The 15,222-nt window shown below is 46.4% G+C and carries 15 protein-coding genes and 1 tRNA gene; 9 read left to right on the forward strand and 7 right to left on the reverse strand.

Going from position 1 to position 15,222, the window contains the following annotated elements:
* Positions 1-134 precede the first annotated feature (134 nt).
* Complete coding sequence (locus ACYCSE_RS19135; RefSeq protein ID WP_459699362.1) at positions 135-668, reverse strand: hypothetical protein; 534 nt, start codon at positions 666-668, stop codon at positions 135-137.
* Between the two features lie 222 nt (positions 669-890).
* Between ACYCSE_RS19135 and ACYCSE_RS19140 the strand changes: the two genes are divergently transcribed.
* The 3 genes from ACYCSE_RS19140 to ACYCSE_RS19150 all read left to right on the forward strand — a co-directional run bounded on the left by ACYCSE_RS19140 (position 891) and on the right by ACYCSE_RS19150 (position 2,827).
* Positions 891-975 (forward strand) — tRNA-Leu (locus ACYCSE_RS19140).
* 279 nt (positions 976-1,254) lie between these two features.
* Entirely contained in the window at positions 1,255-1,767 is a 513-nt protein-coding gene (msrA, locus tag ACYCSE_RS19145; protein ID WP_061828586.1) for a peptide-methionine (S)-S-oxide reductase MsrA, read from the forward strand.
* 124 nt (positions 1,768-1,891) lie between these two features.
* Positions 1,892-2,827 (forward strand): divergent polysaccharide deacetylase family protein, encoded by a 936-nt coding sequence (locus tag ACYCSE_RS19150; RefSeq protein WP_459699364.1) that lies wholly within the window; start codon positions 1,892-1,894, stop codon positions 2,825-2,827.
* On the opposite strand, the gene ACYCSE_RS19155 is transcribed toward ACYCSE_RS19150, so the two are convergent.
* The gene (locus tag ACYCSE_RS19155; protein ID WP_459699366.1) at positions 2,802-3,563 is read right to left on the reverse strand and encodes an N-acetylmuramoyl-L-alanine amidase; all 762 of its coding nucleotides are present in this window, start codon (positions 3,561-3,563) and stop codon (positions 2,802-2,804) included. The genes ACYCSE_RS19150 and ACYCSE_RS19155 overlap by 26 nt on opposite strands.
* A 289-nt stretch (positions 3,564-3,852) precedes the next feature.
* Between ACYCSE_RS19155 and ACYCSE_RS19160 the strand changes: the two genes are divergently transcribed.
* Positions 3,853-4,044, forward strand: coding sequence for a YqzE family protein (locus ACYCSE_RS19160; RefSeq protein WP_459699368.1), 192 nt, complete (start codon positions 3,853-3,855; stop codon positions 4,042-4,044).
* 96 nt (positions 4,045-4,140) lie between these two features.
* Here the strand turns inward: ACYCSE_RS19160 and ACYCSE_RS19165 are convergent, their stop codons facing one another.
* From ACYCSE_RS19165 to ACYCSE_RS19180, 4 genes are all read right to left on the reverse strand, one after another.
* Positions 4,141-5,196 (reverse strand): hypothetical protein, encoded by a 1,056-nt coding sequence (locus ACYCSE_RS19165; protein ID WP_459699370.1) that lies wholly within the window; start codon positions 5,194-5,196, stop codon positions 4,141-4,143.
* 258 nt (positions 5,197-5,454) lie between these two features.
* A complete protein-coding gene (locus ACYCSE_RS19170) occupies positions 5,455-6,405 on the reverse strand; it encodes a YqhG family protein (protein ID WP_459699372.1) in 951 nt (316 codons plus the stop codon).
* A 1-nt stretch (position 6,406) separates the two neighbouring features.
* Positions 6,407-8,221, reverse strand: coding sequence for a DEAD/DEAH box helicase (locus ACYCSE_RS19175; protein ID WP_459699374.1), 1,815 nt, complete (start codon positions 8,219-8,221; stop codon positions 6,407-6,409).
* A gap of 135 nt (positions 8,222-8,356) precedes the next feature.
* A complete protein-coding gene (locus tag ACYCSE_RS19180) occupies positions 8,357-9,196 on the reverse strand; it encodes a helix-turn-helix transcriptional regulator (protein WP_165175805.1) in 840 nt (279 codons plus the stop codon).
* A 162-nt stretch (positions 9,197-9,358) separates the two neighbouring features.
* Between ACYCSE_RS19180 and fabF the strand changes: the two genes are divergently transcribed.
* The 4 genes from fabF (at position 9,359) to ACYCSE_RS19200 (ending at position 13,066) form a co-directional block, all read left to right on the forward strand.
* The gene (fabF, locus tag ACYCSE_RS19185; protein WP_459699377.1) at positions 9,359-10,597 is read left to right on the forward strand and encodes a beta-ketoacyl-ACP synthase II; all 1,239 of its coding nucleotides are present in this window, start codon (positions 9,359-9,361) and stop codon (positions 10,595-10,597) included.
* A 123-nt stretch (positions 10,598-10,720) separates the two neighbouring features.
* Complete coding sequence (locus tag ACYCSE_RS19190) at positions 10,721-11,245, forward strand: GNAT family N-acetyltransferase (protein ID WP_254349436.1); 525 nt, start codon at positions 10,721-10,723, stop codon at positions 11,243-11,245.
* A gap of 20 nt (positions 11,246-11,265) precedes the next feature.
* A complete protein-coding gene (locus tag ACYCSE_RS19195) occupies positions 11,266-12,219 on the forward strand; it encodes a helix-turn-helix transcriptional regulator (protein ID WP_061828692.1) in 954 nt (317 codons plus the stop codon).
* A gap of 106 nt (positions 12,220-12,325) precedes the next feature.
* Positions 12,326-13,066: a zinc ribbon domain-containing protein gene (locus ACYCSE_RS19200; RefSeq protein WP_254325896.1), complete on the forward strand. Its 741-nt coding sequence runs from the start codon at positions 12,326-12,328 to the stop codon at positions 13,064-13,066.
* An 84-nt stretch (positions 13,067-13,150) separates the two neighbouring features.
* Here ACYCSE_RS19200 and ACYCSE_RS19205 read toward each other — a convergent pair whose 3' ends face one another.
* Positions 13,151-14,386, reverse strand: coding sequence for an MFS transporter (locus ACYCSE_RS19205; protein ID WP_061828691.1), 1,236 nt, complete (start codon positions 14,384-14,386; stop codon positions 13,151-13,153).
* A 195-nt stretch (positions 14,387-14,581) separates the two neighbouring features.
* On the opposite strand from ACYCSE_RS19205, the gene ACYCSE_RS19210 reads away from it, so the two are divergent.
* The gene (locus tag ACYCSE_RS19210; RefSeq protein ID WP_459699381.1) at positions 14,582-15,163 is read left to right on the forward strand and encodes a TetR/AcrR family transcriptional regulator; all 582 of its coding nucleotides are present in this window, start codon (positions 14,582-14,584) and stop codon (positions 15,161-15,163) included.
* Positions 15,164-15,222 lie beyond the last annotated feature (59 nt).

Here is a 15,222-nt window from a genome sequence, read left to right on the forward strand (position 1 = left end):
ATTAATTGATGAGCTTATACTTCGTCATAGCGGTTATAGATCGATTTGGATATATGATGAATATGGAAAGGAGCTTCCGAGCACAGTTGGTGTCTGCGGAAGCTTTTTTCTTTTGCGTGTTGGTTGTGCGGGGATTATGCTCTTCTGCTTGCGGTAAAAGCAGCAGGGCGAGACATTTTACGCTTATAAGCCAAAGAGGATGTAACCAAACTTCGTTCAACGATGCGTAGAGGTTTGGATGTTGAATTGTTTGGTAATTCGGGGCGATGTTTCTCTAGTAAAGGAAGGGCTGTATGGGGCATAGAGGTTGAGAGCCCGAGATATGCTCGCATCCGTTCATACATTTCTTTGCGGAACGCTGGCATTGCCATACTGAACTGCTCTTTATTTCCTTTACTTATATAGGTGGCGTGAACGCCGGAGTGGTTTTGTTGTATGTCCAGAACATGAATGTGATATTTATTAAATTCATGTTTTATTTCAGACAGCAGGATCCCGGTACGATCTACACCTGCGTTAACCATTTCGACATAAAGATCAGGGGTTTTCAGCATACCGCTTTCTTCAAGAATTAGGCTGTCCCGCTCAAATACTTTTTGAATAAAGGTAAGGAGCAGATAACTTTTCACAAGAGACCATTCATGCTGAGTAGTATCTAAAGAGATCATTACCATTCACCGCCTTAAGAAAATGTGATGATAATTCATAACCGAATGAAGAAAAGGAACCTTCGTTCCCAAGAACTTATGTTCTCATTTTAGTTTATTATTCCTTTTTTATCAAGAGGAAATTAACAAATATAAAAGGTTTGACATCTTGATATGAGCATGGTATGATCTATCTTGTCGCTAAGAAAGATTGATCTTTCGAGGATAAACGACAACTTATATGCGGTCGTGGCGGAATTGGCAGACGCGCACGGTTCAGGTCCGTGTGGGCTAACCCCCCGTGGAGGTTCGAGTCCTCTCGACCGCATCTATTAGAAAAGGTCTATAGAATTGCTCTCGTAGCAGTTTTAGAGGCCTTTTTCTTATATTTCCGGGGATTTGCTCATAGTTTAAGCTGAACACGTTTCTTGTCTTCCCGCAAACTATGGATTTCCATAAAGGATTCTGGCAAATTACTTGATTACTTTTAGGTGGAATTTTTGCGAATTCCTCAAGTTCATAAACAATTCTTTTATAAGGTTATCTTTTAAGATATGATAGAAAATAACGCACTTTATGATGAAGTTATTGAAAGGTTGGATGTAAGATGGAGAAAGCGACTTTTGCAGGTGGATGCTTCTGGTGTATGGTAACTCCGTTTGAAGAGCAGCCGGGCATTCATGGCATTGTGTCAGGATACACTGGAGGAACGATTGCCGATCCGACCTACGAGCAGGTTAAAACAGGAACTACAGGTCACTACGAGGTGGTGCAGATTACTTTTGAACCTGAGCTGTTTCCTTATGAAAAGCTGCTCGAATTATATTGGCCGCAAACAGATCCTACCGACGGGGAAGGTCAATTTCAGGACCGGGGTACACAGTATAAACCCGCAATTTTTTATCATACAGAGCAGCAACGTGAGCTTGCACAACAGTCCAAGGAGCAGTTGGCACAAAGTGGACGCTTTGATAAGCCAATTGTAACGGAGATTCTTCCTGCTTCGATTTTTTATCCTGCAGAGGATTATCATCAGGATTACCACAAGAAAAACGTGAAGCACTATAAGGAAGATCGGGCCCAATCAGGTCGTGATGAATTTATTGATAAGAACTGGTAAGCGGCTTTAACATACGTTTCTACGCACGATAAGGCAGATCAGGATTATTCCATGGATCTGCCTTATACATATTTAGACGACGTTACTCACACAATGAAGGGACAGAGAAGGAGGCTGACCCGCAATGAGTACACGACGGAAGCTGCACATGAGAAATATAATAAAAAAGGCTTTAAAGGAATCTCGCGCTCGGAAAGAGCCAGCTTATGTACCTGTATTCCATTCAAGCTCCAAAATGCGAAAAACCGTAGTACTCTGTATTTCGGTATGCATGTTATTCATGGTCTGTAGTACTGGTGTTGCAGAAGCAATAGACAAACAGGACGATCCGCAAAAGATGGTTGCTGTCATTATTGACGATCTGGGAAACCATATGAAAGGAACTGAGCGAATTTTAAATTTACCCGTTAAGATTACCGTTGCTGTGATGCCCTTCCTGCCTACAACCAAGCAGGACGCTATGGAAGCGCATAAGCGCGGTCATGATGTCATCGTCCATCTTCCAATGGAGCCAAAGCAAGGGAAGCCCCAATGGCTTGGGCCTGGGGCAATTAAGGCTAATATGACGGATGAAGAAGTACGTGCGAAGGTGACAGCAGCCATTAAGGATGTTCCTTTTGCGATAGGGGTGAACAACCACATGGGTTCCAAGGTCACTTCGGATAAGCGCATTATGTCCATTGTTCTTGATGTTTGTAAGGAGCATGGACTATTTTTTGTCGATAGCCGTACTAATTATCGGTCAGTGGTCCCTGAGCTTGCCGCTAAAAAGGGAATGCCACCAGTACGAAATGATGTTTTTCTGGATGATGTCCATAACCTCGCCCATGTGAATCGGCAACTTACAAAAGTGGTTGAATGGCTGGATAAGCACAACACCTGCGTAACGATTGGGCACGTCGGCGTGTCTGGTATGTACACATCCTCCGCTCTTCATTCGTCGGTTCCCAAACTAAAGGAGCACGCCAAATTTGTGGGTATTAGCGATTTGGTACGAGCTGTATGGGGATGGACGGGAGACCCAGCCATCAACACTACCATGCCGTCAAATGCGCAATAATGCCTGCGGCAATAGCTTCGGCAATGCTTTTTTGACCACGATCCTCGGAAAGCATAGCTCTGTCCTGTTCGTTACTGATAAATCCGGTTTCCACAATTACAGCGGGTTGCCGGATTTTATTCAAAAGATAAAAGGGTTTTCCGTACACTGTTTTTCTATTCATGCAAAATAAGCGGTTTAATGAATGCTGAATCCGTTCAGCTAACAGATAGCTGCTGCCTTCATCCTGATACAGTACAATGGGTCCCCGTTTTTCGGCACGTTTGCTCCAATTGACATGCAGGCTTACAACCAAAGCGGTGGGCAGTTGTTCTGTTAGGCTTTTCCGTTGTGCGAGGTCTTTAAGGTGCCGGGATTTGGACTGCAGCCAACGGTTGTCGTCACTCAGTGCGTAGTCCTTGTCCCGATTCAGGACAGCAGGATATCCCTGGGAGCGTAAAATCAAGTACAGCTTTTGAGCAATGGCGAGATTGATATCTTTTTCCAAAATTCCTTTGTGACTTGTTCCACCATCCACACCGCCATGGCCTACATCAATCAGGACAACGGGCTTAGCAAAAGCGTGATAGGATGAATGTACGTTGGCTGGACTATCTATATACTTGTTCGGTTCGTTACTTTTCTCGTCGGGCTGAGCAGCTATATAGGTAAATGGGGCAAATACAGCACTGCAAAGGATGCATAGACTGAACCCCAAGCATGTCAACCATATTTTGTTTAACTTTTTTTTCCTCACATTCTATTCCTCCAGTGGACGAATTGATTATTTACTGAAAAACCATGCATAACAGGCATCAAACCTAAAGCTGCTAGCTGCCTTCAAATATGACAATTAGCCTTGGGGTAACTGTTATGTTGAAGATAGTATGTTCCATTTAAGGGAAACCATGCTTAGTTATTCCCACAGGGGTTAGACCTTTTGGAAAATGAGCAAGCTAGTTTTATCTGCACCTAACGTGTGAATATGATATTTCCAAGCAACGTAAGTGGAAATAATAGGTGCAGATTGGAGGAGGTCATGGAGGATGGCGAAGAGTGACGAACTGGTGACGTATATTACGCAGCGGATTGTTCGCTATATGGAAACGCCGCGTGATGTTCGGCGCAGTCAAAAACAAGCCAGAGAGCCGTGGGGGAGCAAATGGTTTGGCATGTTGCCTCTAGCTCTGAAAATGTGGATGAAATCCACACGCAGAGGGCGAAGGGAGCGACCTTAAACTCGCCAAAGAGACCACAAGAGGCATAGGGTATGCCAATTGAGGTCTCTTTTTATGTTGTAGGGATCATTCCGATCTTTTCGTGTTTCTTAATAATTAGGAGTCCAAACGATAAAATTCGCCAGCTGACAATAACTGTTTTAATGGTACAAATCGAGAAAGTCCATGATGGTAGGTTAACGCATATAAATTGGGTTGGGACGGATGATCTGGGGATATCCAGGACTGATACCCACTAATGGATAAGGGACCTCCAAAGGCAAAATTGATACCTGTGGCAGAAAATATAATACGCGGTGAAATACTCAGTGTATCCATAAATTGGGCTGTGTTACGGACAAAAAGTTTTTGCTTGGGTTGAAGCCAACCCAGATCGTCATAGGGATCGAAAGGAGCAGACGAGACCGTAACTGCTTGCGCCTGGGTTTTCAAAAAGGGTACAGATGAAGAGAACACGTTGTTTTGGAGCTTATGTTTCCAACTCCCATCTGCCACTTCTACAGGTAACGGATCGCCAGTTACAGCATCAATACATATTTCGCTGCCTGTAGAGGAACGCACCAGCCAGTAGGCTAGTAGCGGTTCCTCATACATAGGTGTGATTTGCAGCTTGTCGATAGATGAAAGATCAGTATCTGTGAGCGACACTAAGGATTGACGAAGTACATCCATACTATAAGGCCCGCCTGGACCATTCCCGTATTCGTTGAGTTGATATGCGCCATTTGAGTCTGATCCGATAATCAGGTAGCCGATGTATTCTCCCGCACGGTTTACTTGAACAAGCCAACTATGGGTTCCAGGTCCGAGCGGATGATAGCTAAGCTCAGCATCTTTCCACGAGACAAAAGGGGGCTGTGACGATAGGGATTGTACCATGTTGTCTGCAGTCTGTTTTACGTCTGCGGGCACGCCTTGCTCCTTAGTAGGAAAACTTGCTGAAACGTCACCCGGGGAAGGAGTAGCAGGACTCGTGGAGTTCAATGGAGGAACCCGCGAGCTTTCGTTGTAGAGAGACACCAAGTTTAAATTGTTGCCTTGTGCGACTGAGGGAGCCGCATGAATGGAAGCGAACGGACAGACTGCGGACAGGCCGATCAGAACAGCTGCGATCATACCTATGCTATAGTGCCCGGAATGATTCTTCTTCAATGAAATCCACCTTTCTGTCGGCTTGATTGCCCGACGGAGGCATTCTTTTTATACAGCATACAGCCTGTCCGATAAAAAGACTGCTGCACCTTGTCGGCGCAAATGTCGTATCCAGGTTCGCTTTATGCTGTCGATACATAGGAGACATGTTTAACCAAACTTGTGGTTACAGCAGCGGAAACTGATGTAGGCTGAAGCAAGATGTTACAAGCTGACGATACCTCTGCAACTCTCCTGCGAAGGAGCAAGAGATATCGGTTACCGCAGATGAAATATCCCGCAGTTAATGGCGGATACGAGTACCTTGGGCTCATATTGCCATACCATTTCTTTACGGCGGGCTTGATGCTGCTCTGATATGGCTTCTTTTTTATCCTCTTCCTCTTTCTGCTCCTTAATTAGATCATCGTAGTAGTGGTCAATAACCTCCAATTCCTCGCGCAATCGTTCCTTCGCCTGCTCAGCCCAATCATAATCTTGCTGACGGAGCTGTTCGGTGAGATAGCTTTCAAGCGAGCTAGAAGCTTCAGGGACAGATAGCTCGGCAGGCTGCACATGCATATTACCCGCCAGCAGCGGGCTGAGCTGCCGAGTTTCGAGCATGGCGCCAAAATCGGTTACAATGGTGCCGCTTTTAAGCGAAATACCTAGCCACTGAAGTTCCTCACGCTTCAAATCGCAGGCGAATTCAATCTTATAGCAGATGCTGAGCCAAGCTTCATAGACTACGGGAGAGCGGGCAGACAGCTGACGGGCATCAGGCTGCTCAAACAAATAAACATATTTCCCTCCATCACGTGCGGCTTCAAAAATTTGATGCAGCCGACGGCTTCCATATCGAAGCTCCTCCTGCAAAATACGTCCAGGTCCCAATTGTGGTAATGTCGGTACATGACCGAAGTAACGCCCCATGACCTGATCTTGTGCTGCGTTGCCTAATGCTGGAGTTGGTGGCGTATGATCCGCTAAACGTTCCTGTTCTGTGCGATAGGCTTCCCCATCAAAGATGAAAGTGAAGGACATCGTCTGCGCTGGAACGCCAGTACGCTCTACGTATCCCCAATAGTAGGGGCGGTTTGTTAAGGCTTTATCCGCATCTGGAGAAAGCTTGACGGTTACATGATGAGGCGACCTCTCAATGACACTGCATCCGGTAGCTTCCAGATAGGTGTGTACAAAACGCTGGACTTGCTGTGCATTCATGGTCAAACTAGCGACCTCCCTTCACACTGCGTCGAGCTTTGCCCGGAGGAACCGTATTGCCTGCTAGGCCTAATAAATCTTCGGTGTTTGGCTGGTCTGTGCGCAGTTGTTCCATTTCCTGCTTGATGGAATCCAGCGAGTGGCCCAGCTTTTGCATTTTTTTGCGAATTTCATCATCGCTACTGGATTCAAGCATGATTTTATACAGACTTTTTTCAATGGATTCTTTTTTCTCAAATTTCTCAAGAATAACGTCCAATCCGCCAATGACCATCTCAAACATATTTATCTTTTCATGCAGCAGATGCAGGATATGCTCCTCAATCGTTCCGGTTGTGGACAAGTTGAAAATATTAACATCATGCGTCTGTCCAAGCCGATGTACCCGTCCGATCCGCTGCTCCACACGCATGGGATTCCACGGTAAATCGAAGTTAATCATATGGTGACAAAATTGCAGGTTAATGCCTTCACCACCCGCTTCGGTGGCAATCATGACCTGAATTCGCCCACGGAACAGATCCATCATCCAATCCTTGCGTCCACGGTTCATACCGCCTCGGTAAGGAACAGCAGATAGGCCACGGTCACGGAAATAGTTCAGCAAATACTCCTGTGTGGCTCGGTATTCTGTAAAAATGATCACTTTTTCGTTCATCTGACGGATAAGCTCGAGCGCTTTTTCTGCTTTGGAATTAGCCTTGATCGCTTTAATATGTGCAACCAAATCCCAGACACGATCGCGTAGGGGAGAGTCTGGGGCCATCTTTTTAGACAAATTGACCAGCGTCACGAACACAGCGTCCCGGCTGCTGCACACTTCCCGTTGAAGGGTGACGAGAGACAGCATGCTACTTAAATTTCCGCCATTCGCCTGGTATTGCTCTTTGACAAAAGAGGTCACCCCATCGTACAGCGCTTGCTCTTCCGGCGAAAGTTCCAAGTGAATGTTGGAAACATTTCGTTTGGTGAATTGAACCGGGCCTTCTCCGCGACGATTGCGGATCATGACTTTAGATAGCTCATCCTTGAGCTGATCTTCATTTTTGGGTAGACGTTTATCTACAACAAAGTTGGCTGAAAAATCGCCATGTCTTCCCAATTGACCAGGCTTGAGCAGTGTAATCAGGTTAAACAGCTCAGACAGATCGTTTTGTACAGGTGTTGCTGTCAGGAGCAAACAATATTTTTTGCGCAGCTTCATAATGAACTGGTAGTTGGATGTCTTTTTATTTTTCAGCTTATGAGCCTCGTCTATAATGAGCAGGTCATAATCGGTATCTAGTAGGATGTTACTATGGGGCTCCCGCTTGGCGGTATCCATAGAGGCCACGACGACCTCGGAAGACCAAGAATACGCTTTTTTCTGCGCGACAGCGGGAATACCGAATTTGCTGTTCAGCTCACGCACCCATTGTAGGACCAGAGATGCGGGTACAAGAATAAGCACTTTGGAAGCCAGCCCGCGAACCAGATATTCCTTTAGGATCATTCCAGCTTCGATTGTTTTGCCTAGGCCGACTTCATCGGCAAGAATGGCACGTCCGGACATTTGAAACAGTACCTTTCGAGCGGTATCCAGCTGATGGGGTAGTGGAGTGAGGTCTTGCAAATGCTGTAGACATTGAAGCTCATCAAAGCTCGGCACCAGTTTGACTTTTTCAGCCTCAATGGCCAGCTGATACAGATTCCAATCTCCCCAAGGGCCACCTTTGTGCATCCGCTGGTCCAGCTCATCCTGCCAGCTTCGATCAAATTGCACCGGAACAGGCAGTGGCGCTTGATTAGGTATGTGCGGGGAACTTGTCGATTTGGCTTTCATGATGATTCCCTCCCTCCTGGTAGTAGCACAGTTGAAGCTCTTGGTTCTGTCACATATGTGGCATCTATTTAGCACAGATCGTAGATGTAGTATGGACGGAAAAAGATATCTTCATAACAGGAGGGATGAAATCCTTTAGCTGCCTTCCATTAACTTTTGGAGTTTACTTTCCGTAGAGGTCTGCGCAATAGGCGTGTAGATGCTGCAACGGAGATCAACACTGCCCTGTACCTGAAGAGAAGTCAAGTCAAATAGCATTTTTCCAGCCTTGGCATGACGAAATTCAATGAGCACCTCCGGCGCGGAGCTTACTTCACTCTGATTCCAAAGCTCGTTAAACTCTGGGTAGGTCTGACTCATATTTTGTATAAATTGTGCATACCAGGGGTCTGTTACGTATTGCCCGTAATAAGCGCGGAAAATTGCAAGGAATCCCTTTACAAAGTGTTCCCAATTCACGGCTAGACTTTTAAACTCCTTTTTGGTGAATAGCAGTTCAATCATATTGCGTTGCTCATGTGGTAGCTCGGCAAAATCCATAAAAACATGAGCAGCAGCGGCGTTCCAGCCGACAATATGACAACGCCGATCTGAAATAATAGCAGGGCAGTAGTGTAGCTCTTGTACGATCTTTTGCAGAGAGGGGGAAATGACTGCCTGCTCTGCAGGAACAGGAAGGCTGTGAGACCCGGCCTCGATCGCCAAATCATACAAATATTTGCGCTCGTCTGTGTTCAACTGCAATGCGGCAGCAATAGCATCCAACACAGAGGCGGACACCTTAATATCTCGTCCTTGCTCCAGCCAGGTATACCAGGTCGTACTGACACCTGCCAGCTGAGCGACTTCTTCCCTGCGCAAGCCTGGTGTTCTGCGACGTGATCCTTGGGGGAGACCGACCATATGTGGGTGTAGGCGGGCCCTTTTTGTTTTTAGAAAAACAGATAGTGCTTCCAGACGTGCTTCCGTTTTCATAGGTTTTTCTCTCCATTCAATGGGTATATCCGAAGTGAGCAAATAAGGCGTTTACTATAGTAGTGTTCATTATACCAGGATAAACAAACACTTGTAATAGGATAAGACAAGGGTAAAATGAGGATTATAAGTAAGTCACCGAGCAGGAGGAATGAATAGCTTATGCAAAGAGTAGTGATAACAGGTATGGGTGTCGTTTCCCCAATAGGTAATGAAGTGGACACGTTGTGGAAGAATTTGCTGGAAGGCAATTCAGGTATACGTAAAGTTGATACATTCGATGTGTCCGATTTGAAAGCACAAATTGCTGGACTGGTACAGGATTTTGATGCAGAAAAGCAATGGGGACGTAAAGATGCTAGACGAATGGATCGGTTTACTCAGTTTGCATTATATGCGGCAGAACAAGCGCTTAAGGATTCCGGTCTGGAACTGGATCACACCGATTTGGAGCGTGTAGGTGTCTATGTGGGATCGGGAGTCGGCGGTTTGGATACGTTGGTGAACAATGTAGATGTTCTGCTACATCGTGGACCGGGTAGAGTTAGCCCGACGCTGGTACCCATGATGATCTCGAATATGGCAGCTGCTCAAATTAGTATCGCGTTTGGAGCGATGGGACCTACGCTTTCACCCGTGACGGCTTGCTCTATTGGGAATACAGCAATTGGAGAGGCGTTTCGGACGATTCGCACAGGAGATGCGGATGTCATTTTTGCTGGTGGAACTGAAGCGGCGGTGACTAGATTGGCCTTGGCAAGCTTCGCTAATGCGACTGCCTTGTCCACACGTAACGAGGAGCCTTCTATAGCAAGTCGACCTTTTGATCAGGATCGAGACGGCTTTGTCATGAGCGAAGGTGCAGGTATTCTGGTACTGGAGTCACTGGAACACGCTATCCGCCGTGGTGCGGAAATCTATGGTGAGGTCATCGGTTATGGAGCCAGTTCGGATGCTTATCACATGGTTGCACCGCATCCCGAAGGAACCGGAGCTTACTTGGCGATGAAAGCAGCCCTTCATTCGGCCCGCATCTCCCCTGAAGAAGTGGACGTGATTAGCGCCCACGCAACGAGTACGTCTGTCGGGGATGCCGCTGAGACCCTTGCAATCCATAAGTTGTTTGGTGATTATGCCTATCAGATTCCGGTTACTGCGAATAAGTCCATGCTGGGTCATATGCTGGGAGCTGCGGGCGGGGTCGAAGCGATTGCGCTTGTGCAAAGCCTACGGGAGGGCATCATTCCACCAACGATGCATCTGGACAATCCGGACCCGGTTTGCGATCTGGATTATGTGCCTCACGAAGCGCGCAAGGCTCCACTAAATATTGGGCTATCTAACTCTTTCGGCTTCGGTGGTCATAATGCGGTCATCGTGCTGAAGCGCTACGAGTCATAATTTGTAAGGAGTTATTGAAACCTCAGGCATTCTATCCGACTGGATAGAGCACCTGAGGTTATTTTAATCGAAGAATAACAGATTCATTTTAGATAAGAGATAGAGTAAGATGAAGGAAAACATTTGGAGGGACGGGAAGCCATGGTTTTAATCAGGAACATACAACCAGCAGACGCTGAGGCTTATTGGAATTTGAGACTGGAAGCCCTACAAATGAACCCCGAAGCTTTTGGAACCTCCTATGAGGAAGCCGCACTAGTTCCGCTATCTGATGTGGTGAAGCAGATACAAAATAAACGAGATCATTACATACTTGGTGCATTTACAAAGGATCATCAGCTGGTTGGCATGACCGGATTTAGAAGAGAGCAGAAAATAAAGACGCAGCATAAGGGAGCAATTTGGGGAGTTTATGTACCATCGACCTATCGAGGCCAGGGGATCGCTAAAAAACTTTTATTGGAAGTGATCAGCCAAGGTAGAAAAGTGGAAGGTTTGAAGCAAATCAACCTGAGTGTGGTGACTACCAATCAAGCTGCTGTTGAGCTGTATAGAAAATTGGGATTTGAAACCTATGGTATAGAAAAGAATGCTTTGGAATATCACGGTCAGGGATATGATGAGGAGTTCATGGCTTATTTTTATTAATGACGAAAGGTTTTGAAAAAATGAAAATTGACCGATTGCTTTCTATCGTCATTTTGCTGCTAAAGAAAAATAGAATACAAGCGAAGGAACTGGCTGATTTATATGAGGTTTCGATCCGGACGATCTATAGAGATATTGAAGCGATTAGTATGGCAGGTATTCCGGTGGTCACTTATCAGGGAGCCAACGGGGGAATCGGTCTGATGGAAGGATACCGCCTGGATCGCAGTATGCTGACGGATCATGATATAAAGGATATCGTGATGGGTTTGCAGAGTTTGTCCTCGTCGTTGGGCGGCCCGAATGTGTCGCGGTTACTTCATAAATTTGAAAGTATTATACCGGAATCTGGGAAAGAGCAATTTAGTGTCCATACCACACAGTTTATCGTCGATCATTCGGGATGGGGAAATCGGGCTGCGCAGGAAGGCAAATTGATAAAGGTAAAAGAAGCAATGAGCCAAGCGCGCACTGTCGCCTTTACCTATCGAAATGCGGGGGGAGCCATAACGGAACGGAATGTTGAACCGCATACGCTCGTTCTGAAAGGACAACAATGGTTTGTATATGCATATTGTCCCGATAGGGAGCAGTTTCGTCTATTCAAACTCTCGCGCATGAGTGACCCTGTGGTTACAGAGACAGTTTTTGCTCGCAGGGATCTTTCTTATGAAGTGTTGCCGTGGAATGAGGGGCGGATGGAGGTATCCAGAGCCGTACAACCATTTACGCTACAATTTAACCGTGACTCAAGGCATCTGGCGGAGGACTGGTTTGGCGTAGAAGCATTGACCGAGCAGGAGGAAGGGATCTATACGGTTTCGGTCCCGTTTCCTGAGGATGCATGGGCGTACGGATTTATTTTAAGCCTGGGACCGGATGTGGTTGTCAAAGAACCAGCCCATTTGCGTGACAAGATTCATAAGATGGCGCTGCGTATTGCGTCTAATTATGAAGAAGTTCAGGAATCATAAAGGAAATCTTAGTTAAAGTAAAACAAACCTGACCCATAGTTGTCAGGTTTGTTTCGTTATACTGGTGGCATACCTGATATCAGTTAGCGAAAGGGGATTTACGAGGATGGATAAAGCTTGTCAAAGTTGCGGGATGCCGCTAGAGCATGAGGACCAATATGGAACGGATGCACAACATCATAAAACGGATGAGTATTGCAAGTATTGTTACAAGGAAGGCGAATTTGTACAGCCTGAATTGACGATGGAGGGAATGATTCAGCAGTCTGTGCCTTTCCTGGTAGAGGAGGGGATGCAGGAAGAAGAAGCGACTTCGATGCTGCGCAATTACCTGCCGTTTTTGAAACGATGGCGGTCCTCAGAGGATACGGGGCTTACACTGGATGGACCCATTCGGGAAGAATATCGAGGTGAGATCCGTTTGATTGGGTTGAAAGCACGTACAAGTAATCAGAATGAACAAACATCTCACGGGATCATTCCAAACATGTGGGAACGTTTTTGGAGTGAGGACGTGCCTGGTCGGATAAAGGAAAAAGCAGGACATGCTTCTGTCTATGGTTGCTATACTGACTATGAAAATGGAGCTTTGGGCGAGTATACGTTTTTTATCGGGAAGGAAGCGGCTGTAGATTTCCAAACTCCTGATGACCTTGAAGAACTTGTCATTCCGGCTGCACGCTACGCCATTTTTCAGGCAACTCAGGAACTCTCTTCTGTCTTCCGTGTATGGCAGACGATCTGGGAGTGGGCTGCCACGGGACAAGGGGAGCGGACATACACAGGTGATTTTGAAGTGTATGGCAGTCCTGATGAACCTGTTTTGATTTATATTGCAATCAAGTGATGATTTTGTTGTGACAGAAGAGAACCGCCGGTCATTGTCGTGGACCCGGCGGTTTTTCTGATTCAATCAATAGCAGTCTCCCCTTCAAGTTGAACGTCGAGTTAAAGCCCAAAAGATGAGAGCCAGAGCACTGACACCAGCTCCTAATAGACACACCCCGTTCCATCCGGCATAGATGTACATATGAGTGGAAGCGATGGCCCCGGTGGCGCTACCAATGGAATAAAATATCATGTAGCCTGCAGTAAGTCGGCTCCGTGCCTCAGGGCGCACATTGAAAATCAAGCTTTGGTTGGTGACATGTACAGCCTGTACCGCCAAGTCCAAAAGAATGACGCCAAGAACTAAAGCGAACAGAGAATGCTCGGTGTAGCGGATAGGTAACCAGGACAGCAGCAACACAACTAGTGCGATACCCGTCGTCCGTTGTCCCAAGCCCTGATCGGCAAGACGCCCTGCTCGTGCTGCTGCTAATGCCCCGGCGACTCCAGCCAGACCAAAGGCCCCGATAGCAGTATGTGAAAGAGACAATGGGGGTGCACTGAGAGGTAACACAAGCGAAGTCCACAATATGCTGAACGCCGTAAAAATAAGCAATGCAAGGACAGCACGAATGCGCAGAATTCGTTCTTGCAAAAATAGTACGATAACCGATCGGAGCAGCTGCGGATAGGAAAGTGTCGCACTTGTGGGTTCGTTCTTTGGCAACACCCGCAACAGAGCTCCAGCCATAAACAGCGTAAGTATAGCAGAAACAAGGTAAACTGAACGCCAGCCTGCCAGATCAGTTAATACACCGGCCACGGTTCGTGCCAGCAGAATGCCGATAACGACTCCACTGGTCACCAGACCTACGATACGCCCACGTTCAGTCGGATTAGCCAAGGTAGAGGCGAAAGCCACGAGTGTTTGAGTGACTACAGCCAGCAGACCAACCATTGCCATTCCCATAAGCAGTATTGTACGGGTAGGAGCAAAGCTAACCACGATTAGTGCCAGCACGGATAGCAGCATTTGCCCTGTAATCAGTCTCCGTCGATTCAAAAGATCGCCAAGCGGGACGAGCAGCAATAATCCCAACGCATAACAAATTTGCGTGATAGTAATGACCATGCCTACCGATGAGTGCGTAATGCCAAATTCGTTTGCCAGCGCATCCAGCAATGGCTGTGCATAGTAAATGTTAGCGACAGCCAGCCCGCAGGCTATGGCAAACAAGAGTGCCACAGATCGGGACAGGGAGGGAATGGGGGCTGTTTCGGCAGCATTTGCTACCGTTTGATGAGGGAGGAGTACCGCTTTTTCTTCTGACGTCTTCATTTTCACATACCACGTCGCTTTCTGTAATTTACATACCGTTGAGTATAATATACCGATTGGTATGTAATGAATTTAGGTCAATATAACTCGTGCATATATGAAATGTCAAGAGTTCATCATGTACATATTTGACAGTTTCTTATCGTGATCATACAATCTTAATATACTGAACGATATGAAAAGAAGGAGCTGCTTATGGTTCGACTACGGGAATTTGATGAAGATCAAGCGTTGGATGCAGCGATGCAAATTTTTTGGGAAAAGGGATTCGAGGCTACATCTTTAAGTGATTTAACCTCCAAAATGGGAATTCAGCGCCCTAGCATTTACGCTGCCTTTGGAGACAAGAAGCAATTATTCGAAGCTGCGCTGCGCAAATATACGCAATCCCACGCTGCTTATGTACGCTCTAGACTACAAAGCAATTCTTCTGTAAAAGAAGCGTTTTACAATTTTTTTGGAGGAGTCGTGGCAGAAGAGTACGAGGATGGGCCTAATAGAGGATGCTTTTGTATTAATACGATGGTAGAATTAGCCCCTCATGATGAGAAATTTGAGATTTTAACCAGAGAACATCAGATGTATCTTTCTGCCGTCTTTCAGGAAACCCTCGAGCGTGGTATAAGATCAGGAGAGCTGGAGGCTAGCATGGACGCACGAGCTCTGGCCCATACGATGGTCTCTTTGTTAATTGGGATTACCGTGATGATGAAGTCGCGCCCAGAGCGTTCTTTTGTGGATCATTCGGTTGCGACTGCACTTATGTTACTGAAGTAAGTTTCTTTCATATAGCTGATAGTACTTGAGAGAGGTATTTTGAGTAAAACTATATACCG

This window comes from Paenibacillus sp. SEL1 (assembly GCF_054602535.1).

What these genes read in the sequence shown, in the direction of transcription:
- ACYCSE_RS19135 (WP_459699362.1), bottom strand. Translation starts at nt 668, where the DNA reads ATGATCTCTTTAGATACTACTCAGCATGAATGGTCTCTTGTGAAAAGT.
- msrA (WP_061828586.1), top strand. Translation starts at nt 1,255, where the DNA reads ATGGAGAAAGCGACTTTTGCAGGTGGATGCTTCTGGTGTATGGTAACT.
- ACYCSE_RS19150 (WP_459699364.1), top strand. Translation starts at nt 1,892, where the DNA reads ATGAGTACACGACGGAAGCTGCACATGAGAAATATAATAAAAAAGGCT.
- ACYCSE_RS19160 (WP_459699368.1), top strand. Translation starts at nt 3,853, where the DNA reads ATGGCGAAGAGTGACGAACTGGTGACGTATATTACGCAGCGGATTGTT.
- ACYCSE_RS19175 (WP_459699374.1), bottom strand. Translation starts at nt 8,221, where the DNA reads ATGAAAGCCAAATCGACAAGTTCCCCGCACATACCTAATCAAGCGCCA.
- ACYCSE_RS19180 (WP_165175805.1), bottom strand. Translation starts at nt 9,196, where the DNA reads ATGAAAACGGAAGCACGTCTGGAAGCACTATCTGTTTTTCTAAAAACA.
- fabF (WP_459699377.1), top strand. Translation starts at nt 9,359, where the DNA reads ATGCAAAGAGTAGTGATAACAGGTATGGGTGTCGTTTCCCCAATAGGT.
- ACYCSE_RS19195 (WP_061828692.1), top strand. Translation starts at nt 11,266, where the DNA reads ATGAAAATTGACCGATTGCTTTCTATCGTCATTTTGCTGCTAAAGAAA.
- ACYCSE_RS19200 (WP_254325896.1), top strand. Translation starts at nt 12,326, where the DNA reads ATGGATAAAGCTTGTCAAAGTTGCGGGATGCCGCTAGAGCATGAGGAC.
- ACYCSE_RS19205 (WP_061828691.1), bottom strand. Translation starts at nt 14,386, where the DNA reads ATGAAGACGTCAGAAGAAAAAGCGGTACTCCTCCCTCATCAAACGGTA.
- ACYCSE_RS19210 (WP_459699381.1), top strand. Translation starts at nt 14,582, where the DNA reads ATGGTTCGACTACGGGAATTTGATGAAGATCAAGCGTTGGATGCAGCG.